The organism is Streptomyces tatrensis, assembly GCF_049310065.1.
In the GTDB taxonomy this organism is placed as follows: Bacteria; Actinomycetota; Actinomycetes; order Streptomycetales; family Streptomycetaceae; genus Streptomyces.
The window spans coordinates 490,323-514,269 of the sequence record NZ_JBMDLB010000007.1 but is presented as its reverse complement, the minus strand read 5'-3'; the positions used below and the strand labels follow the sequence as shown (position 1 = coordinate 514,269).

Genomic DNA, 23,947 nt, shown 5'->3' with positions numbered 1-23,947 from the left:
CGTGGGTGCCGGTCCACGTGGCCCGGTACGGGGTGGGGTGGCGGCCCGGTCCCGCGCGGGGTGGGCGTCCGGGTTCCGGGACCTGCTGCGGCACGGGTGCTGGAGTCCGTGCGCAGGGTGCGTACCGTCCGTCCTTGACGACGGAGTGCGACCCCCGTCGCAGCCATGAGGCCGAGGCCGCACCCCGCACCGGGCGCCTACCCAGCCGGGCGCGGCCGACGCAGGACGGTGCGCGTTCCACCGGTTTGCGCGGTCCGGAGCGGGGCAGCCGCCCGCGCGCGGGGCTGCCGCGGCCCGCGGGGCCCCCGCCGGGTTCCGGCGAGAGCCAGGGCGGGCGGGGAGCGGGCGTGCCATGCTCAAGGGGTGAAGGGCGATGCCGCACCCGTGGGTGAGGGCGCCGCACCCGAGGTGGTGGCGCTCGCCAGGGTCGTGGCCAGACTCCGATCGGAAGTCGTCGACCTGGAAGGCGTCGCCGCGACCACGGCCGTGCTCGAGCGGGCCAAGGGCGTACTCATGGCCCAGGCGGGGGTCTCCGCCGACGCGGCGTACGAGTTGCTCCTCGAACGGGCCGGCCGGCGCGGCCGTTCCGTCCTGGAGGAGTGCTGGATCACGCTGGGCCAGGTCCGTGTGCGCCGGTCCCCGGGGACCGTGCGGATCTCCCTGCCCACGGCCTCGACCACCGGCCCGGGGAACGAGCCGAGCACCTCGGTGTTCAGCCGCCGCCATCTCGCCGGACACCACGACGGTGACGGCGAGCTGACCGGCCTGCTGGCGCGGGTCGCAGACGGCCTGGCCGCGGCACACGGCGGCGACGACATCGCGGAGCTGCTGCTGAGCGTGCTCGGCGGGGCCACCGACGTGGACGCGGTGATGATCTACACCGAGGCCGCCGCCGGGAGCCTGGATCTGACCGGAAGCGCCGGAATCGACGAGGCGCTGGCCGACCAGTGGCGCCACATCCCCCCGCTGAGCGGGGTCGCCGCGCTCGAAGCGATCGCAGGCCGCCGCGCCCTCTGGCTGGAGGACCCCGAGCAGGACGCCCGGCGTTACCTGCTGATCGGGGACCCGCCGGAGCGCTGGCCCGCGCGCGCCTGGGTCCCTTTGCCCGGCGACGGGCCTCCCAGGGCGGCGATCGGCTTCCTGCGCACACGGCCGGGCCCCTTCGCCGCCGCCACCCGGGCGCTGCTGCGCCAGGCCACCCGGCTGTGCGCGGTGCCCCTCGGGGCGCGGGAACGAGTCGGCGACCCGGAGGCTGTGGAAGCGGCCGGCGGCGACCGTGCGGCGACGGTCCAGCTGATCCTGGACACCATGGCCGGACCCGCGACCCTGCTCACCCCCCTGCGCTCGGAGACGGGTGACGTGGAGGACTACCGCATCGACGCGGCGGCGCCCGAGTCCGTGGACGTGGCCGGCCGGCGCGGCAAGGAGCTGGTGGGCCGCCGGATCCTGGAGACGTACCCCACCGTGGCGGGCACCGCCCTCTGGGAGGGATACCTCAAGACGCTCACCACCGGGACCGGCTACGAGGGGGAACCCTTCACCTACGAGGAAGTGGTCGCCGGCGTCCCCCGGCAGTCCGTCTACTCGGTCCGGGCGTCCCGGCTCGGAGACCACCTGATGGTCTCCTGGGTCTGCCACGACACCAGCGAGCGCGAGACCCGGCGACTGGCCGACATGCAGCGCCTCGGCAACCTCGGCTGGGCGGGCTGGAACCTGGTCACCGACACCGTCACCTGGTCCGAGCAGGTCTACGCGATCTTCGACCGCGATCCGGACCGGGGGCCGATGTCGCTGGAGGAACTGCCGGGCCACGTCGTCCCCGACGACCTTCAGCAGCTGGGTGCCGCCGTCGAGCGGCTGCTCAGCGAGGGCGAGGCCATCGACCAGCCGTTCCGGATCACCACCGGGCACGGGGTCCGCCACCTGCGGATCGTCGCCGAGGCCGAGACGGACGCCGACGGCACACCCGTCGAGGTGCACGGCTTCTTCCAGGACCTGACCGCACAGCACGACATCGAACTCGCCCTGCGCGACAGCGAGCGGGCCGTCCTCGTCCAGCGGGGCATGCTCCAGGCCGAACGGGCCCTCGCCGCACGCCTCCAGGACACCCTGCTGCCCATCCCCGAACAGTCCCTGGAACTGGCCGGCCTGTGCATCGACGTGGCCTACGTCCCCGCCGACAGCGGGATCAACGTCGGCGGCGACTGGTACAGCGCCATCGAACTCCCGGGCGGGAGCGCCCTGTTCGTCATCGGAGACGTGGCCGGCCACGGGCTGGCCGCCGTCGGGACCATGGCCCAGCTCCGCTTCACCGCCAAGGGCATGGCCGTCACCGGCTCGCTGCTACCCGACGTCCTGCGCCGGCTCAACACCCTGCTGCTGCACACCGGTTCGGACCCGTCGGGCAGTGCCACCGCCACCATGGTCATGGCCCGCTACCAGCCCTGGGACCGGCGGCTGATCTGGGTACGGGCAGGCCACCTGCCGCCCCTGCTGATCCGGGGCGACCGGGCGGAGTACCTCGAGCAGCCCCGGGGCGCCCTTCTCGGCGCGGCCTTCGAAGCCGCCTATGAGCAGGCATCCATCGGCCTGCTGCCCGGCGACCACCTGCTCTTCTACACCGACGGGCTCGTGGAGGAGCCGGGCGAGGACATAGAGGCAGGCCTCGACCGCCTCGCGGAGACCGCGGTGCGCCTTCTCCGGGAGGGCCGCGGCGAAACCCTCGCCCGCTCGCTCGCCTCGCTGTGCACGGCCCACCGCGACGACATATGCGTCCTGAACGTCCACGTCCCGGACGGGGACGTTCCGTAGAAAGGGGGTCAGCCTTCCCCCGTGTGGGTATATCCCCTCGGGAAGACCACGACGGTTCCCGCCGCCCCGCCCGGGGGCGGCCGGTACCCACCAATCCGTCGGAGGAAGCTCATGGCACCCGTGTTCAGCGACAGCGACACCACGGATCCGTTCCGCATCGACGTCCGCACCGAGACGCCCGATGTCCCCAAGGATCCGCTCACCGTCAGCACCGGCGAGGCGCGGACCCTGTCCGTCGCGCTGTTCCGGCGGCTGAAGGAGCTGAGCGAAGGGACGCCGGAGTACTCGTACGTGCGCAACACGCTCGTCGAGCTCAACCTCAGCCTGGTGAAGTACGCGGCACGCCGGTTCCGCAACCGCTCCGAGCCGATGGAGGACATCGTCCAGGTCGGCACGGTGGGCCTGATCAAGGCCATCAACCGGTACGACGTCGAGCGGGGGGTCGAGTTCACGACGTTCGCCATTCCCACGATCACCGGCGAGATGAAGCGGTTCTTCCGCGACACCAGCTGGTCCGTGAAGGTCCCCCGGCGCCTCCAGGAGCTCCGCCTCGACATCGCCAGAACGCAAGACGCGCTCGAACAGCGACTGGGACGCCACCCGACCGGCCTGGAGCTCGCGCAGCACCTCGGCATCACCCCGGAGGCACTGGACGAGGGCCGCCGGGCGGCCAACGGCTACCTGGCGGGATCCCTGGACGCCCCGGTGGGACCCGAGGCGGACGGCGGCTCCCAGGGGTGGCCGCTGGGGGAGGAGGAGGCCGCGTACGACCGCATCGAGTGCCTGGAGACGCTGAAGCCGCTGCTCGCCACGCTCAGTGACCGCGACCGGCTGATCCTCTCGCTGCGCTTCGGCCAGGAGCTGAACCAGTCGGAGATCGGCGATCGGCTGGGCCTCTCCCAGATGCACGTCTCGCGACTGCTGAGCCGCATCATGGCCCGGCTGCGGACCGGAATGCTGGAGGACGAGGACGAGGACGAGGACGAGGATGGGGGCGGCGACGCGAGCGAGGCCGAAGCCAAGGACGAGCGGCCGGCCTAGCACGCGTTCAAGCCGGGCGGGGGATTCCCCCGTTCTCCCGCAGGGCCGGTGGAGTGGCGACCTCCACCCACACGCACTTCCCGCCGTCGACCGGATCCGCCCCCCACGCGCGGGCCAGCCGCTTCACGATGAGCAGCCCGTGGCCTCCGGGACGGGCCGGATCGGTCGGGAACCGGTAGACCGGTACGACCGGACTGGCGTCCGTGACCTCGATGCGCAGCCGCTCGGCGGTGAGGCGCAGCAGCAGCGAATTCGGCCCGTCCGCGTGCATGCAGGCGTTGGCCACCACTTCGGACACGAGGAGCAGCACGTCGTCGGCGGATTCGGTGGCCTCCTCGTCGTCGGAGTGCCCGCGGCCGTTCCCGTACGGAAGGTCGCTGCCGTTTCCGCTGCCGGCTCCCGGCAGCCACTGCCACTCGGTGAGGGCCCGGCGGGTGAATTCGCGGCACCGGCCGACGACATCCGTGGTGCCGTGCAACAGCAGACGCCGGGTCCACTCCGATGACCGGCGCTCGCTCATCCGCGCTCCTCCGCTACGTGCGCTGGCGACTCGCCAGAGCCGCGTCCACATCGGCGTGCTGCGGGAAGAGCCCGTCGGCGCCGGTGACGTGGAACATGCGCGCGACCGGCCGGTGCAGGCCGATCAGTTCGAGGCTGCCGCCGGATTCCCGGGCCGCGAGCCGGTTGTGCAGCAACACGTTCAATCCCGTGGAATCACAGAAGGCCAGCCCGCTGAGATCGACCAGCAGGCGTTGCCCGCCACGTGCCCGGGCTGCTTCGAGGGCCGCGCGCAGGGGCTCAGCGGTGTCGTGGTCGAGCTCTCCCGCCAAGGTCAGGACGGTGGCCCCGTCGACGGGGCGCACGTCGACCGCGAAGCGGTCCTCGTCCACCGAGGGCATCGCATGCCCCTTCCTCCGGTGGTTCGTGTCTCGACACCGGATACGTCTCGCGCCTACCCCGTCAGGGGCCGTCAAACCCGGGCGGGACGGTGTCGATGGGGAAGAGGGGGAGGGTGCCGGTGATCTCCAGCAGCCGCAGCATCTGGGCGTTGGGTGCGGCCAGGCGCAGCGTGCGGCCGGACGCCACGGCCTGCAGGCGGGCCCGGAGCAGCAGGTTCAGTCCGGCGGAATCGCAGAAGGTCAGACCGCCGAGGTCGACGACGATGTCGGCGGGGCCGCCCGGGCGGGTCGCCGCTTCGAGCAGCAGGGCGTGCACCTCGTCGACCCGGCCGAGGTCCATCTCGCCCGACAGGCGGACCACGACCGCCTCCCCGGCAGGGGGAGGCGGTCCGGCGGGATCGTGCGCGCCGTGCTGTTGGGCCATCCTCAGCGCTGTCCCTTGGCCTTCTTCATCTTGTCCGCGGCATCGGAGGCCATTTCCTCGGCCTTGCCGGCCATCCGCTCGGTGCTTCCCTCCGCCTGCATGCGCTTGTCGTCCATGGCGCTGCCGAGGTTCTCCTTGAGCTTCCCCTTGGCCTGCTTCGCCTTGCCCTTTGCCTTGCTCATGACGAGTTGTTCCTTCCTGAGGCCGACGTACGGCCGGCTCCACGGCGGGCTCTACGGCGGAGGCCGAGCGGCGCGATCTGCGCGGCCGTTCCTACGGACGCGGAGCGGCCGACCTGAACCCGATGCATTCGACGTCGATCTGATCGGCGAGCTCGGTCAGCACGCCCGCCAGGTCCCGGACGGTCTGTTCGTCTCCGCACATCTCTCCGGTGTGCTCCGATTTCAGCCAGTCGGCCGCGAGGCTGCGCAGGAGCCCGGTGACGTGATCCGCGGGGATCAGCAGTACGCCGTCATCCGCGGGGATCAGCGGTATGGACATCTGGATCATGGAACCGTCTCCCGGGAGGCGTCCGTGCGCGTCCGCGCTACCAATAGTGGCGCCGTCCTCCGACCGCGTGCCCGACGGAGCCGAGCACCCACAGGACGACCCCGATGACGACGAGGATGATCCCCAGCGTCCACAGGATCGAAATGCCGAGGAGGTAGCCGATGACCAACAGGACAATGCCAAGCGCGATCATGTTGTTCTCCCATCTCGCAGGCTTCTTCTGCCCCGATCCGGTGCCGGAATGCAGGGGGAGGTGACCCGGTCCGTCGATGAGGGCGGGGTGCGCCGGGGGCCATGGGTCCTGCCCGCACCCAGAAGTATCTTGACGTCAAGATTGATCTCCGGCAGGCTTCCGCTGGTATCTCGATGTCGAGATACTTTCGCGGGGGCTCGGAGGCAGCGGGATGAGGCGGCGGGGTACGGGGATCCGGAAGGGTCCGCAGAGGTGGCCGGGGCGGCCGGGGCGGCCGGGGCGGAGGCCGGCCGCGGAGCGACGGCCCGGACTGGTGGCCCAGTTGAGGCGGCCGCCCGGGGGCCGGGACGCCCGGATCATGCTGCTCGCCCAACTCCTGGACCGGACCGGCACGGGTGTGTGGGGTGCCTCCTCGGTCCTCTACTTCACCTTCGTCATGGGCCTGGACGCCGGCCGGATCGGCCTCCTGCTGGGCGCCGCTGCCGTGGCGGGCATCGCCGGATCGCCCCTGGCGGGGCACCTGGCGGGCCGCTTCCCCGTGCGGTCCCTGCTGATCGGCTGTCACTTGCTGCGCCTCGGAACGCTCGGCGCGCTGCTCGTGGTCACCCGCTTCGATGTGCTGCTGCTCCTGGTCGCCGTCACCTACCTCGGCGACCGGGCGGCCAAGGCGCTGGAGATGCTCTTCGCCACGCGGGTGGCGGGTGAGCGGCGGGGCACCTATCAGGCCCTGTCGCGCAGTACGGCGAACGCCGGGTACGCGGTGGGCGCGGGGATCGCCGCCGCCGGTCTCGCGGTCGGGACGCCGGCGGCCTACCAGGCGCTGATCCTGGGCAACGCGCTGTCGTTCCTCGCGGCCGCGGCGCTGGTCTGGCGGACCCGGGAGCCGCGAGCCGAAGGACGCTTGGCCGCGGGTACGGCCGCGGGTACGGCCGCGGGCAAGGGCGCGGGCGAGGGCACGGGCGAGGGGGATGTGGCGACGCGGGACGCGGCGGCAGAGCGCGATGCGACCGGGGATGCGGCGCCACGGGGTGCCGTGCCCGGCCGGGCGGGGGCGCCGAGCCCGTGGCGGGACCGCGGCTACCTGCGCTTCGTCCTGCTCGACATCCCGATGAACCTCGACGACTCGGTCCTGGCCGTCGGTCTGCCGCTCTGGCTGGTGGCCCACACCGACGCACCGCACGCTCTGGTTCCGGCCTTCCTCGTCATCAACACCGTGCTGGTCGTCGTACTCCAACTCCGCGTCTCGGCCAGGTTCGAGGAACCCCGCCAGGCCGCGGCGGCGGTCTCCGTGTACGGGCTGACGATGCTCGCGTGCTGCACCCTGCTGGCCCTCACCTCCGGGGCCGGGGCCGTCGCCGCGACGGTGGTGCTGCTCGCCGCGGCGGTCCTGGTCACGGCGGCGGAACTGCTGCGGTCGGTGAGCTCCTGGGAGCTGGCGGTCTCGCTCGCCCCCGAGGAAGCGCGGGCGTCGTACCTGGGCGTGGCGGGCATGGCCCAGTCCGTGCAGAAGTCCGCCGGCCCGCTCCTCCTGACCGGAGTGGTGATGACGGCCGGGCCCGCGGGCTGGCTGGCCCTCGGCGCGGGGATCGCGGCCCTGTCGGTGGTCCAGCGGCGCTCCGCCGTCCGCCGCCTGGACTCCGTGCTCGCCCCGCCCGTTTCCCCCGCGCCCTCGCGGTCCGCCGCGTGCACGGGCTGAAACGGCGTACCCCGGCGCCGATGCGGGCGCCGGGGTAGGTGTACGTACGGCTCAGGCCCGGTTGGCCGGACCGTCCATCGTCCAGGCGGAGTTGTGCGCGGTGAACCCGATGTGCGGGTAGTAGTCCACGGCCGCCGGGGCCGCCAGCAGGATCAGCTTGGCCTGGGGTGCGGCCTCCCGGGTGGCGCGGATGAGGTCCTTGCCCACCCCCTGGCCCTGATAGGCGGAGTCGACCGCGAGGTCGCTGAGGTAGGTGGAGTACGCGCCGTCCGTGATCGAGCGGGAGATCCCGATGAGACGGCCGTCCTCGCCGCGGGCGACGATGACCAGGTTGGCGCCGGCGAGCATCCGGGTGAAGCGCTGGGTGTCCTCCACGGGACGGCGCTCGGCGAGGGTGGACGCCCGGTACAGGGCGGCCGCCTCCTCCACGTCGAGGGCGCTGCCGATGACCTGTTCACACGTCCACATGCTGGTACGGCTCCTTGCTGGGTTCTTCGTCGATTGCCGCGCCGAGTCGGTCGCCGAGTGCTTCGAGTCGGCCGATGGGATCTTTGTACGCCAGGTTTCGCCGGCGGCCGCCCGGACCGGCCGGTACGCGTGCTCGTGCAACGTTCCCGGCTTGTTCGGCTATGACCGAATGGAGGCTCCGGCGAGCGGGCGGAGGTGACGCTCCAGGACCGCCGCCACGCCGTCCTCGTCGTTGCCGGCGGTGATCTCGTCGGCGACCGCCTTGAGGCTGCCGTGGGCGTTGGCCATGGCGACCGAGTGGCCCGCCCAGGCGAACATGGGGATGTCGTTGGGCATGTCACCGAAGGCGATGGTGCTCGCCGCCGTGGTGCCCAGCGCCCCTGCCGCCAGGGCCAGGCCGGTCGCCTTCGACAGGCCGCGGGGGAGCAGCTCGACGCAGGTCGGGCCGGCCATGACCACGGTGACGAGCTCGCCCACCGCCTCGCGGGCCGCCTCGGTGAGCTCGTCGTCCGTCAGGTGCGGGTGCTGGATCTGGACCTTCCCGATCGGCCGGTCCCACAACCGGGCGGCGTCGTGGACCCGTTCGATGTCGGCCGAAGCCATCGGCGGGAGGGGGAACCCGGGGCCCACGAGGATGGGATCGTCCAGCTCCACGGGCATCACCGCCACCGACAGCGGACCGGTACGGGCCTCCACCCGGGCCACCACGTGCGCGGCGAGCTCGCGGTCGAGGGAGACCGACGAGACGAGGGCGTCGCGCCCGGCGTCGTAGAGCTGGCCGCCCTGCCCGCACACGGCGAGGCCCCGGTAGCCGATCTCGGCCAGGGTGGGCTTGGTCCACTGGGCCACCCGCCCGGTCACCACCACGTGCCGGGCACCGGCGGAGACGGCGGCGGCGAGGGCGGCCGTGGTGCGCGCGGAGACGGTGTGGTCGCTGCGCACGAGCGTGCCGTCGAGGTCGGTGGCGATCAACTGGTAGGGGAAGCGGGGCATGGAAGGGGTCTCCTGTGTGCGGGGTGGGGGGTGCACGGGATCAGAGGGAGCCGTTGCCCTTGATCAGCTGCTGGTACCAGAAGAAGCTGTCCTTGCGGATGCGGCGGAGCTCCTTGAGGTCGAACTCGTCGCGGTCGACGTAGACGAAGCCGTAGCGCTTGGCCACGCCCTGGTGGGTGGAGATCAGGTCCATGGCCGACCAGGGGTGGTAGCCGATGACGTCCACTCCGTCGGAGACGGCGAGGCGCATCTGGTCGATGTGCTCGGCGAGGTAGGCGATCCGGTAGTCGTCGTGGATCTCGCCGTCCTCGACGGTGTCGAAGCCGCCCAGCCCGTTCTCGGTGACCATGATCGGCAGCCGGTAGCGGTCGTAGACCTCGCGCAGGGTGGTGCGGAAGCCGACGGGGTCGATCTCCCACCCGAACTCGGTGGTCGGCAGGTGGGGGTTGCTCACGGCGCGGAAGACGCCGCTCTCGCCGACCGCGAGCTGCTGGTCACCGCCCTCGTAGGTGACGGCGCCGTCGTCGAGGGGCGCGGCGACGGTGGCGGTCGAGTAGTAGTTCAGTGCCAGGTAGTCGGCGCGCCCGGCCGCCAGCACCTCCAGGTCGCCCTCGGCGATCTCGGGGGCGATGCCGCGCTCGGTCATCCAGGCCCAGGCGGTCGGGTTGTAGGTGCCGTACGCGGCCATGTCCAGGTACAGCCAGTTGCGGATGGCGTTGTAGTCGCCGGCCGCGAGGACGTCCTCGGGCTTGCTGGTGGCCGGGTAGACCACGGAGATGTTCGGCGCCGGGCCGATCTTGGCGGCCGGGAGCATGTCGTGGCACGTCTTCGTCACGCGGGCCTGGGCCACCATCATGTGGTGGTTCTGCTGGTACAGCTCGCGCTTCGGGTCGTCGGAGGTGGTGGCACTGGTGCCGATGGCGGCGCCGTGCAGGATCATCATGTTCTGCTCGTTGATGGTCAGCCAGTGCTTGACCTTGCTGCCGTACTCCTCGAACAGCACCTCGCAGTAGCGGGCGAAGGCGTCGATGGTCGAGCGGGAGGTCCAGCCGCCCTTGTCCTGGAGGGCCTGCGGCAGGTCGAAGTGGTAGACGGTGACGACCGGTTCGATGCCGTGCGCGAGGAGGGCGTCGAAGAGGCGGTGGTAGAAGGCGACGCCGTCCGGGTTCACCGCGCCGTCGCCGTCCGGCACGATCCGGGTCCAGGCGACGGACAGGCGGTAGGCCTTCAGGCCCAGCTCGGAGAAGAGCTTCACGTCCTCCTCGAAGCGGTGGTAGTGGTCGGCGGCGACCTTGAAGTCCGTGGTGCCCTCGGGGTAGTTGCCGCGGGCGTCCTGGACGGACGGGCCCTTGCCGTCGGTGTCCCAGGCGCCTTCCACCTGGTAGGCGGAGGTCGCGGCGCCCCACAGGAAGTCGGGGCGGAAGGCGGCGGGGGTCTTGTGGTCCATGTGCGGATCTCCTTCGGGGGTACGTGGATCAGGGCGCGGGGCGCCGGGTGCGGGGGTGGTGCGCTGGGTGGGGCGTCAGCCCACCGGGGTGAGTTCGCGCTCCGGGCTGAGGGACAGGAGCACCGTGCTGTGCTCGACTTCGGAGTGCTCGGTGGTCCGTACGACGCCCGTGCCGGCCGCGTCGAGGATGATCACCATCGTGGTGGTGTCGTAGCCGGCCGCCTCGACCGCGGCCAGGTCGACCTCCCCGAGCGGGTCGCCGAGCCGGACGTGGTCGCCCTGCCGGACAGCGGTGGTGAAGTGCTCCCCGCCGAGCCGCACCGTGTCGATGCCGATGTGGACGAGTACCTCCACGCCCTCGGGGGAGCGGAGCCCGTAGGCGTGCGGCAGGACGCTGACGACCGTGCCGTCGATGGGGGAGTGGACCTCGCCGGAGGTCGGGGCGACGGCCGCGCCGTCTCCGAGGGTGCCGGAGGCGAACACCGGGTCCGAGACGTCGGTCAGGGCGATGACCGTGCCCTCGACCGGGGTGGTGACTTCGAAGGCGTCGTCGGCGGGCCGTTCGGGGGTGGCGCTGTTGATGGTGGCCTCGTCGGCCTCGTCGGCCTCGTCGGCAAGGTCGGCTCCGGTGGCTTCGGTGGCGTCCTCCGGGATGTCCTTGAAGCCCAGCGCCATGGTGAGGCCGAAGGACAGGGCGACGGCGACGCCGACACCGGTCAGCTGGAGCGCGAAGCTGCCGACCTCCAGGTAGGCGGAGAGGGACAGCAGGCCCGGCATGATGTACGCGGTCGAGGCCGAGCCGCCCGCCGAGGCGATGCCGCCGCCGACCGCGCCGGCGATGCAGGCGTACACGAAGGGCTTCTTCAGCCGCAGGTTGACGCCGTAGACCGCGGGCTCGGTGATGCCGGCGAGGAAGCTGCTGACCGCTGCCGGACCGGCGAGCTTCTTCAGGCTCTTGCTGCGGGTGCGGAGCATGACCGCCAGTACGGCCGCGCCCTGTGCGGCGGAAGCGGCGACCAGCGGGCCGTAGAGGAGGGAGTGCCCCTGGACGGCCAGGTCGTTGGCCATCATCGGGACCAGGCCCCAGTGGATTCCGAAGACGACCATGATCTGCCAGGTGCCGCCGAGGACGGCTCCGGCGATGGCCGGGCTGAGGCCGAACAGCCAGCCGATCAGGCTCGACGCTCCCTGGCCGGCCCAGTCCGAGGCCGGGCCGATGGTGAGCAGGGTCAGCGGGACCATGAGGAGAATCGTCAGCATCGGGGTGATGAAGTTGCGGATGCTGGACGGCAGCGCCTTGTCGAGGCCGCGCTCCACGAAGCTCTGGACGTACACGGCGAGGATGACCGGGATGACGGAGGAGGCGTAGGCGACCATCACCATCGGGACGCCGAAGAAGGAGACCGGGTCGCCGGCCTCGTTCAGGGCGCCGATCGCGGGGTAGACCAGCGACCCCGCGATGGCCATGGCGGTCCACTGGTTGGCCCCGAACCGCTTCGCCGCGGTCACCGCCAGCAGCACCGGAAGGAAGAAGAACACGCCGTCGCCGGCCGCGTTCAGGACGGTGAACTCCTGCGAGGTCTCCGCGACCAGGCCGAGCTTGGTGACCAGCACGATCGTGGCCTTGAGCAGGCCCGCGCCGGCCAGCGTCCACAGGAACGGAGTGAAGATGCTGGAGATGACGTCGACCAGCCGCGTCAGCGGATTGCCGCGCGGAGCCGAGCCCGCGGAGCCGGAGCCGGACCCGGACCCCGGCTCCTTGCCGTCCTTCGCGCGGGTCCGGTCGGCGCCGAGCCCGGAGATCCTGGTGATCTCGGCGTAGGCCTTGGCCACGTCGTTGCCGATGACCACCTGGAACTGGCCGCCGCTCTCCACGACGGTGATGACCCCGGGAGTCGCCTCGACGGCCGTTCTGTCGGCTTTCGACGCGTCTTTGAGGACGAAGCGCAAACGGGTGGCGCAGTGTCCCAGGGACTCCACGTTCGATTCGCCGCCGACGCCTTCGAGGACGGCGGGCGCCGTCTTTCCGTAATCCACGATGAGTTCTCCCTGCATCGCGTTGCCGAACCCGGAACGTCTTCGGTCCGGGGCTCCCTCAGTCTTGACGAGGTCAACGGATGGCAAAGGAAGTCGAAGGTCCCGAAGGGGGCGACCTTTGTGCCTCACCTGTCGGCGGCCCTCAACAAGCCTTTTCCCCACGCGAGTTCGCTGTGCGGCGACATGGCACGGATCGGGCCCTTCGGTCGTCGGGGAAAGGACCTTCAGCCCCTGTCCCCGGGCGGGCCGACGGCGGAAGAGTGCACATCGAGGGCCCGGTACCGAGGCGTTGTCTCCCGGGCCCCGTGGCAGGCGCCCGCCTCCCCTGCTCCGCAGGCCCACGTGCAGACCCACGAGAACGGAGCACAACATCCCATGAAGAGCGTCATCGTGCGGGACTACGAGGACCTCAGCCGTACCGCGGCCGACATCGTCCTCGGCGAGATGCTGCACGACCGGCGGGTCAACATGGCCCTCACCGCCGGAGCGAGCCCCACGGGCACGTACGAGATCGTCACCGAGAGGCTGCGCGGGAACCCCGGGGCCTTCTCGGACGTCCACTTCTACAACTTCGACGAGGTGCCGCTCGCCGGGCGGGAACGCGGGCTGACCCTCTCCGCGCTGTACGAGCACCTCTACGGCCCCGGAGGGGTGCCGGAGGCCAACATCCACCCGCTCACGGTCGCCGATCACGCGTCGGTCGCCCGCGAACTGCACGGGAACGGCGGGCTGGACCTGATGCTCATCGGGCTCGGCGCGGACGGTCACTTCTGCGGGAACATGCCGTACGCCACCCGCTTCGACCAGGAGATCTACACCTACGAGTTCAAGGACTCCTATCCCTGGTACGAGGACGCCCTGCGGCTGCTGCCCGACCCCTCGGAGGTCCCCTCGCACGTGGTGACGATGGGGGCGGCCATGCTCGCCAAGGTGCGGCGCCTGGTGCTGATCGTCAGCGGAGCCGCCAAGGCGGAGGCCCTCGCCGGCATGCTCGAGCGCGAGATCTCGACCGACTTCCCGGCCACGATCCTGCGCACGCACCCCAACCTCGTCGTCGTCGCCGACCGGGAGGCGGCGTCGAGGCTGGGCTGACCCGGCGAGGGGCTCACCCCTGGCTCCTTTAGAACCAGGTGAGGGTGAGGGGGAAGGTGGTGGTGGCGGTTGTCGGGGTGGTGTCGGTGGCGGTGATGGTGATCTGGATGGTTCCGGTGGCCCAGGGTTTGCCGGTGATGCGGCCGGTGGTGGTGTCGAGGGTCAGGCCCCAGGGGAGTCCGGTGGCGGTGTAGCGGACGGGGGGCTTTCCGCCCGTGGTGGTGAGCTGGATGGTGCAGTTCTGGTTGAACTTGCAGGCTTGCGGGCCGGGGTTGACCAGCTTCAGCTCGGCCGAGGTCGGAGTCGGGGTGGGGGTGGGCGTGGGAGTCGGTGTGGGTGTCGGGGTCGGTGTGGGGGTAGGGGTGGGAGTCGGCGTGGGTGTCGGGGTCGGCGTCGGCGTGGGCGTCGGGGTGCCGCCGCAGCCCGGGGTGGCCTCCGGGGGGAGCGGGACGCGCCAGATCTGGGTGTCGTTCTCCGAGCCGACGAGCAGGCTGGTGCAGTCGGCGTAGGTCACCGTCTCGCCCTGCGACTGGGCGGGCAGGGCCACGTCCGCGAGCTTCGTGCCCGCGGTGTCGTACACCGAGGCCGTGTTGGCCCCCAGCGGTCCGCCGCTGCGCAGGGTGTACGAGGCCCCCGACGGGGAGAACGCGCCGTCGGTGGCGAAGACCGGGCCCGGCCGGACGGCGGTCAGGGTGCCCTGCTGCCCCGGTACCGGCGGCAACGGAGCCTGGTACAACTGGCCTGCTGCGCCGATGAGTTTGCTCGCGATGTGGATGCGGCCGGTGACGGGATCGGCGAGCAGGGATTCGGCGTCGTGCTTCCCGTCGGCGTACGCGAAGCGGTACGTCACGGGCGTCACCGAGGCGTTGACGAGCTGGTCGGGCTCGGTGAAGGAGTGCACGGTGATCTCGGCGCGACTGCCGAAGTTGTCGCCGATGTCGCCGACCAGGATCGCGGGGCGCCCCGCGGAGTCCTTGCCGATGGCCAGCCCCTCCCAGTCGGTGTTGCCGACCCCGGAGACCGTGTACGTGGCCTTGAGCAGGCCGGTGGCGCCACTGCAGTCGATGGCGAAGACCTGGTTGGTGTTCCCGCTGTCGTTGACGGCGTAGAAGACGCCGGGGTGTTTTCGGCTCATGGCGAGCCCGCTGATCTCGGCGAGGCCTCCGGGGAGGGTGCACTGGCGCTCGGGAGCCGCGGCGGCGCCGACAGCGCCGGACAGGGGTGCGGACGCGGGCGTCAGCGTGGACGCGTCGGCGGGCCCGGCGGCGGGCCCGGTCAGCCAGGCCGCGGCCGGCAGGGCGGTGGCGAGGGCCGCGGTGGCGAGGGCGGCGGCCCGCGGGGGTGTGAGGAGTAGTCGTAACATGCCCACCATGTGAGGGGGTGTCAGGTTCGGGCGCCAGGGTCAATCGCCGTCCGTTTGAGCATCGTTCAATGCCGGGTGGGCATGTCCCGGCCGTCGGGACGGGTCCCTCCGGTCGGCCCGCCCGGGGCGCGCGGCGCCCGCGGCGCACATGGTCAGCGCGAGGGCTCGCGTACGGGTGCCTTGTGCCGGGCGTGTGCGATGAAGGCGCGGGCGGCCCGGCTCAGTGGCCGGCGGGCGTGCGCGATGCCCACCGGCCGCAGCAGCGGAGGGGTGAAGGAACGTATCTCCGCCCTGCTGCCGAAGGCCCTGGCGACCACGTCGCGGTACCAGATCAGGGAGCCGCGGCCGTCGGTCACCCCGGTCACCCAGCCGAGGCGTTCGTCGACCTCCAGGCAGGGCACCGGACGCACGCCCAGACAGCTGAACATGGCCTCCATCTCGGTGCGCCGGCCGGTCCCGGGGGTGGGCAGCACCATCGGCAGCCCGTCGAGTGCGCGGAACGGCAGCGGGTCGGGCAGCGCGGACCCGACGGGGGAGATGAGCACCACCTCGCGCTCCTGGATGTGGTGCGTGGAGAGTTCCCCGTCGAGGGGGAGGTCCACGAGTGCCAACTCGGCCCGTCCCTGGGTCAGTTCCTGGACCACGGCCTCGCGGCTGTCGTACTGGTGGAGTCTGACGTCGAGGCCGGGATGCCGCTCCGTGAAGGTATGTACCAGCTCAGAGGCCAGATCGAGGGCCAGGGTGGGGGTGGTGACCATGGACAGGGCGGCCCTGGCGCCCAGTCCGTGAGGGGTGCCGATGTCGTCGATGGCCTCCACCGCGTCGAGCACGGTACGGGCCAGCCGGACGACCCGGGCCCCTTCCGGCGTGAGGTCCACCCCCCTTCCCCGGCGGGCGAGGAGATCGACGCCGAGGTCGCGCTCCATGGCTTGGACGGCCCGCGACAGGGCGGACTGGGCGACGAACACGGAGGCCGCCGCGCCGGTGATGGAACGGCAGTCGGCGACGGCGACGAGGTAGCGGAGCTGGGCGAGGGTGGGGGTCATGACCGGACGGTAACCGGGCGAGGGTGTACCTGTAAGACCGCGTCGGGTGAACAACCGTCAAGCTTCGCAAAGGTGTTCATGCCGGACCGGTGAGAACTCATACCGATGCGGCATGAGCCCAGGCGGCCGAGGTGCGTCGACCGGTGGGCCGGAGGCGGGTCGTTCCGGTGCAACACCGCAGGCCATGGCCTCGACGGGGGCGCGCTGACGGCACGGACCGGAGGCCGCCAGGGTGGCCGGGATCCGTCCGGGGCGCGAAGTGAACGGCTCCGGATGGCCGTTGACAGTGCAGGGCCGTCACCGCACGATGCATCCCGGCAGCAGGGAATTTGACCACCGCTCAACCCTGCCCCGCCTCGCCGACCGGCCGTTTCGCACGCCTCCCACCTCGAATCCCCGGCGGGAGGGCGTCTCGTCCGCCGCCTTTCTCCCACGCCTTCCCCGGTCTTCCGTCCCGCACTGCGCCATGTCACACAGCACTGGAAGAGGAGCGTCCGTGTCCCCCCAGCCCGAGCCGTCCCCCCAGCCCTCGCGTGCACTTCCGCCCCAGCGGCCCCAGCAGCCCCTGCCCACTCCGCGCCCTGCCCGGCCGGCAGGCACCCCGCGGCCCCCGCGATCCGGTCGGCCCGCACAGCCCGCAGAGCCCGCAGAGCCCGCAGAGCCCGCAGAGCCCGCAGAGCCCGCGCGACCCGCGCGATCCGAGCCGGCCGGGCGATCCGAGCCGGCCGGCCGATCGGGGGAGAAGCCTGCGCCACTTGGGGAGCGGACCGAGCCGGCGGGCTCCGCGCAGGCCGGGCCGTCGGGCTCCGAGGGGACCGACGAGTCGGGCGCCGCGCAGGCGGGGCGGTCGTCTTCCGGGCGGACCGGGCTGTCGGGGTCCGGGCGGGCCGAGCCGTCGGCTTCCAAGCGGATGAGGCCGTCGGGCTCCGCGGAGACCGGGGAGTTGGGCTCCGGGCGGGCCGGGGAGTCGGGCGCCGTGCAGGCGGGGCGGTCGGCTTCCGAGACCGGGCCGTCGGGCTCCGGGCGGGCCGAGCCGTCGGCTTCCAAGCGGATCGGGCCGTCGGGCTCCGCGGAGACCGGGGAGTCGGCTTCCGCGCAGGCCGGGGAGTCAGGCTCTGCGCAGGCCGGGCCGGCGGGCTCCGGGGGGCGGGCCGGGGGGCTCCGCGTCGGCGGGCGTGATCTCGTCGTTGCCGTCAGCCCGTTCGAGGAGCCCAACCCGCGGATCGTCATCGCCGCCGAGCGCGCCGGCGCCCTGGGTCTGCTCGACCTCGGCCGGGACGCCGGGGCCGCGCGGCGCGGCATGGCCGAGATCGCCCGCCGCCTCGGAGCCGGCCGCTACGGGGTACGGGTGCCCGCGGGCTGCCCGATCGGGCCCGGGGAGCTGCCGGCCGAGGTGGACACCGTGCTGCTCGCCGACCCGGCGGGCCACACCCCGGACGGGGTGGCCGGCTGGGCGGCCGCCGCCGGGCGGCCCCGGGTGTGGGCAGAGGTCACCGATCCGGCAGAGGCCGCGGCGGCGGTGGCCGCGGGGGCGGAAGCGCTCGTGGCCAAGGGGCACGAGGCGGGCGGCCGGGTGGGCGGGACCACCACCTTCGTGCTCCTCCAACAGCTGCTCTCCGAAGCCGGGTCGGGGCTGCCGGTACGGGCCCACGGCGGGATCGGGCCGCACACCGCGGCCGCGGCCGTCGCCGGCGGAGCCGCCGGAGTGCTGTTCGACGTACAACTGGCCCTCACGCCCGAGGGGGAGGCCGGACTGCCTGCCGAAGTGGCCGCGGCAGTACGGGCCATGGACGGCTCCGAGACCAGGCTGGTGCGGGGCCACCGGGTGTACGCGCGCCCCGACCTGACCCCGCCGCAGGGGCCGGTCGCCACCCTGCTGGGCGCCCGGGACCTGCGGACACAACTGCTCCCGGTCGGGCAGGACGGGGCCTCGGCGGCCCGGCTGGCCGCCCGCTACCGGACGACCGGAGGCATCCTCCGAGGCATCCGATCGGCCGTCGCGGGACATCTGGAGGCCGTCGTACGGGCCCGGCCGCTGGGGGGCGGCCACGGCCCCGGGCGACCGCTCCCGGTGGCGCAGGGGCCGATGACCCGGGTCAGCGACCAGGCGGCCTTCGCCGAAGCGGTCGCCGCCGGGGGCGGGGTCCCCTACCTGGCGCTCGCGGTCATGGAGGGCCCGCAGGTGCGCCGGCTCCTCGCCGACACCGCCGAACGGCTCGGGGAACGGCCCTGGGGCGTGGGGATGCTCGGCTTCGCCCCGGCAGAGCTGCGGGCCGAGCAGCTCGCGGCCGTCGCCGAGGTGAGCCCGCCGTACGCGATCATCGCGGGCGGCACCCCGGGACAGGCGGCCCCGCTGGAAGCCGCCGGGACCCGGACCCATCTTCACGTGCCCTCGCCGGGCCTGCTGGAGCGCTATCTCGCCGACGGGGCACGGCGGTTCGTGTTCGAGGGACTGGAATGCGGGGGCCACGTCGGGCCGCGTGCCTCCTTCCCGCTGTGGGAGGAGCAGATCGAGCTGCTGCTCTCCTGTCCCGAACCCGCCTCGCTGGACGTGCTGTTCGCGGGTGGGATCCACGACGCGCGCTCCGCCGCGATGGCCGCCGCCGCGGCGGCGCCACTGGCCGAACGAGGTGCGCGCGTCGGGGTGCTCATGGGCACCGCGTACCTGTTCACCGAGGAGGCGGTGGCCGCGGGCGCGGTCCTGCCCCGCTTCCAGCGCGCCGCGCTGGAGTGCGCGGACACCGTACTGCTGCACACCGCGCCCGGACACGCCACCCGCTGCGCGGTCACCCCGTACGTGGACACCTTCGAGGCCACCCGCCGGCGGCTCGCGGAAGGCGGCGCCGAACCGCGCGAGGTGTGGGAGGAGCTGGAGCGACTCAACCTGGGCCGGCTCCGGATCGCCAGCAAGGGCCTGCGGCGCGGGGCCGACGGCTCCGGACTCGAGCCCGTCGGCGAGGAACAGCAGGACTCCGAGGGGCTGTTCATGCTCGGCCAGGCCGCCACCCTGCGCTCCGGGACCACCACGATCTCCGCCCTGCACGCCGAAGTCACCCAGGGGGCCACCGAGTTGCTCCGGCAGCGGGCTGAGGAGATCGCGGGTCCGGATTCCGAAGGCGATACGACGGAAGGGACGGACGGCGACGCCGCCGCGCGGCCCGAGCCGCTGGACGTCGCCGTCGTCGGGATGGCCTGCGCCTACCCCGGCGCCCCGGACCTCGCCGCCTACTGGGCCCGGATCCTGGACGGGAGCGACGCAGTGACCGAGGTCCCGGCCGAACGCTGGGACCCGGCGCTCCACTTCGACCCCGACCCGGCGCGGGCCGGTGAACGCACCCCGTCCCGCTGGGGCGGCTTCCTCGGCCCGATGCCCTTCGACGCCCTCGCGCACGGCATCCCGCCGGCCTCGCTCGCCGGGATCGAGCCGGTGCAGCTGCTCGCCCTGGAGATCTCCGCACGGGCCCTGGCGGACGCCGGGTACGGCAAGGACCGGGAGTTCGACCGGTCGCGGACCTCGGTGGTGTTCGGCGCGGAGGCCGGCACCGAGCTGGCGGGCGCGTACGGGCTGCGCGCGCTGTACCCCGGCTACCTGGGCGCGATCCCGCCCGAGCTGGACGAACAGCTCCCGCGGCTCACCGAGGACTCCTTCCCCGGTGTGCTCGCCAACGTCATCGCGGGCCGGGTCGCCAACCGGCTGGACCTCGGCGGCGCGAACTGCACGGTCGACGCCGCGTGCGCCTCCTCGCTGGCGGCGCTCGACCTCGCCTGCCGCCAACTGCGGGACAAGGACAGCGACATGGTGCTGTGCGGAGGCGCCGACGTCCACAACAGCATCAACGACTACCTGCTGTTCTCCTCCGTCCGCGCACTGTCCCCGGCCGGCCGCTGCCGGCCCTTCGACTCGGCCGCCGACGGGATCGCCCTCGGGGAGGGGGTGGGGGCGCTCGTGCTGAAGCGGCTCGCCGATGCCGAACGGGACGGCGACCGCGTGTACGCCGTGATCAAGGCGGTCGGAGCCGCCAGCGACGGACGCTCCCTCGGCCTGACCGCACCCCGGCCGGAGGGGCAGCGCAGGGCCCTGGACCGTGCCTACGCACGAGCCGGGATCAACCCCGCCGAGGTCGGCCTCATCGAGGCGCACGGCACCGGCACCGTCGTCGGCGACTCCACCGAACTGGCCGTACTGACATCCCTGTTCACCGAGGCGGGTGCCGCGCCCGGAGCCTGCGCGCTGGGCTCGGTGAAATCGCAGATCGGGCACACCAAGTGTGCGGCCGGGCTTGCCGGGCTGATCAAGGCGGTCCGTGCGGTCCACTCGGGCGTACGGCCGCCGACCCTGCACCTCGACGCTCCGGTCCCGGCCTGGAACGCGCAGACCAGTCCGTTCTCCTTCGACACCGGTACCCGGCCGTGGGCGGTGCCCGCCGAACGGCGGATCGCCGGGGTGAGCGCCTTCGGTTTCGGCGGCACCAACTACCACGCGGTGCTGACCGGTTACGCGGGAGCCGAGGAGCCCCGGCACGGGCTGGAGGAATGGCCGGCCGAACTGTTCTGCTTCCGCGGCGGGGACCGGCGCGCGGCGGGCCGGGCGATGGCCCGGCTGGCGGCCAGGCTGGAGGAGAACGACGCGGCCGGGCGTCCGTGGGCGCTGCGGGACCTCGCCGCCGAGGCCGCGGCCGGGGCGGGCGCGGTACGGGTCGCGGTGGTGGCCGCCGACCTGGACGAGCTGGCGGCCCGGCTGGAACTGGCGCGGGCCTTCACCCCCGGTGCGGGGGTGCACGTACGGGAGGAATCGGCGGAGCCCGGACAGGTGGCCTTCCTCTTCCCCGGTCAGGGCAGTCAACGCCCCGGCATGTTGGGTGAGTTGTTCACCGCCTTCCCGTCGCTCCGGGGGCTGTTGGACACGGCGCCGAGCGCGGTGGTCTCCGCGATGTTCCCCCCGGCGGCCTTCACCGCGCAGGGGCGGACCGCCCAGCGGGCCGCGGTCACCGACACGAGGGTGGCCCAGCCGGCCCTCGGGCTGGCGGGCTCGGCGGCGCACCTGCTGCTGGGGGAGCTGGGCGTACGGCCGGACTGCGTGGCCGGGCACTCGTACGGCGAGCTCACCGCACTGTGGGCGGCCGGGGTGTGGGACCAGGAGAGCCTGCTGCGGCTGAGTGCGCGCCGGGCCGGGGCCATCCTCGCGGCCGCCGGGGCGGACCCGGGGTCGATGGCGGCGGTGACCGCCGCGCCGGAGCAGGTGCGGGAGATCGCCGAGCGGGCCGGGTGTGTGATCGCGAACCACAACGCACCCCGTCAGTGCGTGATTTCGGGTCCGTCCGCCGCCGTCACCGAGGCGGTGGCAGCCCTGCGGGAGGCTGGCTTGTCGGCCACCCCGCTCCCCGTGGCCTGCGCGTTCCACAGCGAGGTCGTGGCGGGGGCGGCCACGGCCCTGGCCGAGGAGCTCGCCGGGACCGAACTGGCCGACGCCGCCGTCCCGGTCTGGTCGAACACGACGGCCGGCCCGTACCCGGTGACCGCCGATGCGGTACGGGACCTGGTGGCCCGTCAGGTCGCCGAGCCGGTCCGGTTCGTGGAGCAGGTGGAGCGCATGTACGCGGCCGGAGTACGGACCTTCGTGGAGGCCGGGCCGGGCCGCGTCCTGTCCGGCCTGGTCGGCCGCATCCTGGGCGACCGGCCGCACACGGTGGTCCCGCTGGACGTACCCGGTGAGCACGGGCTGCTCCGCCTGGTCACGGCCCTGGCCGAACTGGCAGCGGCGGGCGTGCCGGTGGCGCCGGAAGCCCTGTTCCGAGGCCGCACCTCCCGGCTCCCCGAGCGCGCTCCGCGCCGCCCGGGCTGGCTGGTGGACGGCCACCTGGTCCGCACCCGGGACGGCAACCCCGTCCCCGGCGGCCTCCGCCCGGCCCGCCGGGTCCACGTCGCGGTATCCGAAGGAAAGGGAGCCCAGCAGATGGCGCAGCCGAAGAACGGGACCGGCCAGGTGGGGAGTTCCGCGGAGGTGGGGCCCCACGCGAACGGCAGCCCGGTGATCCTGCCGGCCCCTGCCGGGGGCGGGCATTGGCTACCGACCGCCGGTCCTGCCGGGGCCGGATCGGACTGGGGCTCCGCCCGGGAGGCGACCCCGGCGGACGGTCGCGAGAACGGCCGCTTCGCGAGCAACGGGCACGGCGCAGCACCCGGCGGGGCCGGGCCTTGGCTGCCGGGCGGGGGTCCGGGTGTGGGGGGTCCGGGTGGGGGCTTCGACCCGGCGGGCGCTGCGATCGCGGGGCGCGTCGAGGCTCCCTTCGCGGGGCCGGGGGGTGGGGGGCCCGTAGAGGGCGGTCCCTGGTCGCAGGGCGCGGACGCGGGCTTCGGTGCGGCCGGTTCGGGCGCCGGCCTCGCGGAGCCGGGGAGCGGCGTTCCTGCCGGGGGAGGACAGCGGTTGCCGGGTGGGGGTGGCCCGGGCGGAGGGTCCGGTCCGGTGGGCGGGTACGCGGACGGGCGCACCGGTTGGGCCGGGGTTCCGGCGGCCGCGGGGGCGCCGTTCCTCCCCGGGAGCGGTGGGCCGGTGGTCGGTCCGGCCGTGGGGGGTGCGGACGGCAGGCTCGTCTGGGCCGCGAACGGCGGTTCCGGGGCAGGCCTTCAGCCGCCGGCGGGCCCGACCACCTGGCCGGGGGCCCGCACCGGCCACACGGCCGAGCACACGGCGCCTGCTCCGGCGGACCGCCGGGAGGAGGCGGTGCTGGAGTACCTGCGCGGTTCGCGCGAACTGGTCCAGGCGCAGCGGGACGTCATGATCGGTTACCTGGCTTCCACGGTGGCACAGCCCCTCTGGAGCGCCGTGGATCCGGCTCTGCCCCGGTACACCTCCGGCACCGGCCAGGCCCTCGCGATTTCGCCCTCCGCTGCCGGTGCCACTCATGGCCCCACGGGCCCGGAGGATGTGGGGGCGGCCCAGGGCCGGGACCTGGGACAGGGGTTGGCGGCCCCGCAGGGTGCGGGGGGCGTCCCGGGGATGCTCCAGAACGCGGTTCCGGCTGCCTTCTGGTCCGACCCCCGGCCGGACGGCCGAAGCCGGCCCGGGGGTGCCGATGGCGGCTGGCCCGCTGCTCATGGCGCGGCCCCGGTGGGCGCGGAGCCCGGTGTCGGGGACTTCGGCCCGTGGCGGACCGGCACTGCCGGTGTGGCCCCGGGCGCCGGGCTGCCTGGCGGCTCGGGAGCGACCCCGGGGATGTTCGGGGACGCCGCCTCTCCCTCCGCGCGGCCCGAGTCCCGGGCTGACGGTGCGGGCCTGATGGGAGGCGCCGACGCCTCCTGGTCCGCCGCGCAGGCCGGGGGCGCGGCCTCGGGCGTCGCAGCAACTGGACCGTGGCAGACGGCTCCGGGTGGGCCGGAGTTCGACGGTCTGGCCCCGGGTTCCGGGACGGTCGACGGTTCGTCCCCGCGTTCCGGGATGGTCGGCGGCGCTGCCCCGGGCTCCGGGATGCCGGGGCGGCTTCGCCGCGGGTTCCGGGTCGCCCGGCAGGGTTGGCTCGGGGGTTGGGGTGCCCGGCAGTGCAGGCCCGGGTTCGGGGATGCCCGGCGGTGCGGGCGTGGATGCGGGGATCCCCGGGGGGGCTGCCCACGGGGGCGGGATGCCGGGCGGCTTCGCCGCGGGTTCCGGGTCGCCCGGCGGCGTTGCCTCGGGGGTTGGGGCACCCGGTAGCGCGGTCCCGGGTTCGGGGATGCCCGGCGGGGCGGGCGTGGGTACCGGGAGCCACGCGGGCGGGATGCCTGGGGGTGCGGCCCACGGGGGCGGGATGCCGGGTGGTGCGGCCTCCGGTTCGGGGGTGTCCGGCGGTGTCGCCTCGGGCAGCGGGATGACCAGCGGTGTCGCCTTGGGCAACGGGACGGCCGCAGGCGTGACGCCGGGCGCCGGGATGCCCGGCAGCGGGGTCTCGGGCAC

The 23,947-nt window shown here is 73.5% G+C and carries 17 protein-coding genes; 5 read left to right on the top strand and 12 right to left on the bottom strand.

What is annotated here, in order from left to right; translation table 11 throughout:
• Window positions 1-363 precede the first annotated feature (363 nt).
• Both ACODT5_RS06020 and ACODT5_RS06015 read left to right on the top strand, forming a co-directional pair.
• On the top strand, window positions 364-2,811 hold the full coding sequence (locus ACODT5_RS06020) for a SpoIIE family protein phosphatase (RefSeq protein ID WP_422518145.1): 2,448 nt from the start codon (window positions 364-366) through the stop codon (window positions 2,809-2,811).
• Between the two features lie 111 nt (window positions 2,812-2,922).
• Complete coding sequence (locus ACODT5_RS06015; RefSeq protein ID WP_422518144.1) at window positions 2,923-3,852, top strand: SigB/SigF/SigG family RNA polymerase sigma factor; 930 nt, start codon at window positions 2,923-2,925, stop codon at window positions 3,850-3,852.
• Between the two features lie 7 nt (window positions 3,853-3,859).
• Here the strand turns inward: ACODT5_RS06015 and ACODT5_RS06010 are convergent, their stop codons facing one another.
• The 6 genes from ACODT5_RS06010 to ACODT5_RS05985 all read right to left on the bottom strand — a co-directional run bounded on the left by ACODT5_RS06010 (window position 3,860) and on the right by ACODT5_RS05985 (window position 5,878).
• Window positions 3,860-4,372, bottom strand: coding sequence for an ATP-binding protein (locus tag ACODT5_RS06010; RefSeq protein WP_422518143.1), 513 nt, complete (start codon window positions 4,370-4,372; stop codon window positions 3,860-3,862).
• A gap of 13 nt (window positions 4,373-4,385) precedes the next feature.
• Entirely contained in the window at window positions 4,386-4,751 is a 366-nt protein-coding gene (locus ACODT5_RS06005; RefSeq protein WP_422518142.1) for an STAS domain-containing protein, read from the bottom strand.
• A 61-nt stretch (window positions 4,752-4,812) separates the two neighbouring features.
• Complete coding sequence (locus ACODT5_RS06000; RefSeq protein ID WP_422518141.1) at window positions 4,813-5,175, bottom strand: STAS domain-containing protein; 363 nt, start codon at window positions 5,173-5,175, stop codon at window positions 4,813-4,815.
• Window positions 5,176-5,177: 2 nt separating this feature from the next.
• Entirely contained in the window at window positions 5,178-5,357 is a 180-nt protein-coding gene (locus tag ACODT5_RS05995) for a CsbD family protein (RefSeq protein WP_422518140.1), read from the bottom strand.
• Between the two features lie 91 nt (window positions 5,358-5,448).
• Window positions 5,449-5,685 carry a DUF6213 family protein gene (locus ACODT5_RS05990; protein ID WP_422518139.1) on the bottom strand — a complete coding sequence of 79 codons (237 nt, stop codon included), beginning with the start codon at window positions 5,683-5,685 and terminating at the stop codon, window positions 5,449-5,451.
• A gap of 37 nt (window positions 5,686-5,722) precedes the next feature.
• A complete protein-coding gene (locus ACODT5_RS05985) occupies window positions 5,723-5,878 on the bottom strand; it encodes a DUF6131 family protein (RefSeq protein WP_422518138.1) in 156 nt (51 codons plus the stop codon).
• Window positions 5,879-6,236: 358 nt separating this feature from the next.
• Here ACODT5_RS05985 and ACODT5_RS05980 point away from each other — a divergent pair, with 358 nt between their 5' ends.
• Window positions 6,237-7,574 (top strand): MFS transporter, encoded by a 1,338-nt coding sequence (locus tag ACODT5_RS05980; protein ID WP_422518137.1) that lies wholly within the window; start codon window positions 6,237-6,239, stop codon window positions 7,572-7,574.
• A gap of 51 nt (window positions 7,575-7,625) precedes the next feature.
• On the opposite strand, the gene ACODT5_RS05975 is transcribed toward ACODT5_RS05980, so the two are convergent.
• The 4 genes from ACODT5_RS05975 to ACODT5_RS05960 form a co-directional block, all read right to left on the bottom strand.
• Window positions 7,626-8,042 (bottom strand): GNAT family N-acetyltransferase, encoded by a 417-nt coding sequence (locus ACODT5_RS05975; protein ID WP_422518136.1) that lies wholly within the window; start codon window positions 8,040-8,042, stop codon window positions 7,626-7,628.
• 159 nt (window positions 8,043-8,201) lie between these two features.
• Window positions 8,202-9,035 (bottom strand): HAD family hydrolase, encoded by an 834-nt coding sequence (locus ACODT5_RS05970; RefSeq protein ID WP_422518135.1) that lies wholly within the window; start codon window positions 9,033-9,035, stop codon window positions 8,202-8,204.
• 40 nt (window positions 9,036-9,075) lie between these two features.
• The gene (locus ACODT5_RS05965; protein ID WP_422518134.1) at window positions 9,076-10,482 is read right to left on the bottom strand and encodes a glycoside hydrolase family 1 protein; all 1,407 of its coding nucleotides are present in this window, start codon (window positions 10,480-10,482) and stop codon (window positions 9,076-9,078) included.
• 75 nt (window positions 10,483-10,557) lie between these two features.
• Window positions 10,558-12,519 (bottom strand): beta-glucoside-specific PTS transporter subunit IIABC, encoded by a 1,962-nt coding sequence (locus ACODT5_RS05960; RefSeq protein ID WP_422518133.1) that lies wholly within the window; start codon window positions 12,517-12,519, stop codon window positions 10,558-10,560.
• 375 nt (window positions 12,520-12,894) lie between these two features.
• Here ACODT5_RS05960 and ACODT5_RS05955 point away from each other — a divergent pair, with 375 nt between their 5' ends.
• A complete protein-coding gene (locus ACODT5_RS05955) occupies window positions 12,895-13,611 on the top strand; it encodes a 6-phosphogluconolactonase (RefSeq protein ID WP_422518132.1) in 717 nt (238 codons plus the stop codon).
• A 28-nt stretch (window positions 13,612-13,639) separates the two neighbouring features.
• Here ACODT5_RS05955 and ACODT5_RS05950 read toward each other — a convergent pair whose 3' ends face one another.
• Both ACODT5_RS05950 and ACODT5_RS05945 read right to left on the bottom strand, forming a co-directional pair.
• The gene (locus ACODT5_RS05950; protein WP_422518131.1) at window positions 13,640-14,974 is read right to left on the bottom strand and encodes a putative Ig domain-containing protein; all 1,335 of its coding nucleotides are present in this window, start codon (window positions 14,972-14,974) and stop codon (window positions 13,640-13,642) included.
• A gap of 152 nt (window positions 14,975-15,126) precedes the next feature.
• Window positions 15,127-16,020 carry a LysR family transcriptional regulator gene (locus ACODT5_RS05945; protein WP_385376297.1) on the bottom strand — a complete coding sequence of 298 codons (894 nt, stop codon included), beginning with the start codon at window positions 16,018-16,020 and terminating at the stop codon, window positions 15,127-15,129.
• A 910-nt stretch (window positions 16,021-16,930) separates the two neighbouring features.
• On the opposite strand from ACODT5_RS05945, the gene ACODT5_RS05940 reads away from it, so the two are divergent.
• Window positions 16,931-23,707: a beta-ketoacyl synthase N-terminal-like domain-containing protein gene (locus ACODT5_RS05940; protein ID WP_422518130.1), complete on the top strand. Its 6,777-nt coding sequence runs from the start codon at window positions 16,931-16,933 to the stop codon at window positions 23,705-23,707.
• Window positions 23,708-23,947 lie beyond the last annotated feature (240 nt).

Excerpts from the sequence above, each read along its gene's own strand:
- ACODT5_RS05970 (WP_422518135.1), bottom strand. The coding sequence starts at position 9,035 with ATGCCCCGCTTCCCCTACCAGTTGATCGCCACCGACCTCGACGGCACG.
- ACODT5_RS05945 (WP_385376297.1), bottom strand. The coding sequence starts at position 16,020 with ATGACCCCCACCCTCGCCCAGCTCCGCTACCTCGTCGCCGTCGCCGAC.
- ACODT5_RS05995 (WP_422518140.1), bottom strand. The coding sequence starts at position 5,357 with ATGAGCAAGGCAAAGGGCAAGGCGAAGCAGGCCAAGGGGAAGCTCAAG.
- ACODT5_RS06015 (WP_422518144.1), top strand. The coding sequence starts at position 2,923 with ATGGCACCCGTGTTCAGCGACAGCGACACCACGGATCCGTTCCGCATC.
- ACODT5_RS05955 (WP_422518132.1), top strand. The coding sequence starts at position 12,895 with ATGAAGAGCGTCATCGTGCGGGACTACGAGGACCTCAGCCGTACCGCG.
- ACODT5_RS06005 (WP_422518142.1), bottom strand. The coding sequence starts at position 4,751 with ATGCCCTCGGTGGACGAGGACCGCTTCGCGGTCGACGTGCGCCCCGTC.
- ACODT5_RS05985 (WP_422518138.1), bottom strand. The coding sequence starts at position 5,878 with ATGATCGCGCTTGGCATTGTCCTGTTGGTCATCGGCTACCTCCTCGGC.
- ACODT5_RS05975 (WP_422518136.1), bottom strand. The coding sequence starts at position 8,042 with ATGTGGACGTGTGAACAGGTCATCGGCAGCGCCCTCGACGTGGAGGAG.
- ACODT5_RS05965 (WP_422518134.1), bottom strand. The coding sequence starts at position 10,482 with ATGGACCACAAGACCCCCGCCGCCTTCCGCCCCGACTTCCTGTGGGGC.
- ACODT5_RS05940 (WP_422518130.1), top strand. The coding sequence starts at position 16,931 with ATGAGGCCGTCGGGCTCCGCGGAGACCGGGGAGTTGGGCTCCGGGCGG.
- ACODT5_RS05990 (WP_422518139.1), bottom strand. The coding sequence starts at position 5,685 with ATGATCCAGATGTCCATACCGCTGATCCCCGCGGATGACGGCGTACTG.
- ACODT5_RS05950 (WP_422518131.1), bottom strand. The coding sequence starts at position 14,974 with ATGTTACGACTACTCCTCACACCCCCGCGGGCCGCCGCCCTCGCCACC.
- ACODT5_RS05980 (WP_422518137.1), top strand. The coding sequence starts at position 6,237 with ATGCTGCTCGCCCAACTCCTGGACCGGACCGGCACGGGTGTGTGGGGT.
- ACODT5_RS06010 (WP_422518143.1), bottom strand. The coding sequence starts at position 4,372 with ATGAGCGAGCGCCGGTCATCGGAGTGGACCCGGCGTCTGCTGTTGCAC.
- ACODT5_RS06000 (WP_422518141.1), bottom strand. The coding sequence starts at position 5,175 with ATGGCCCAACAGCACGGCGCGCACGATCCCGCCGGACCGCCTCCCCCT.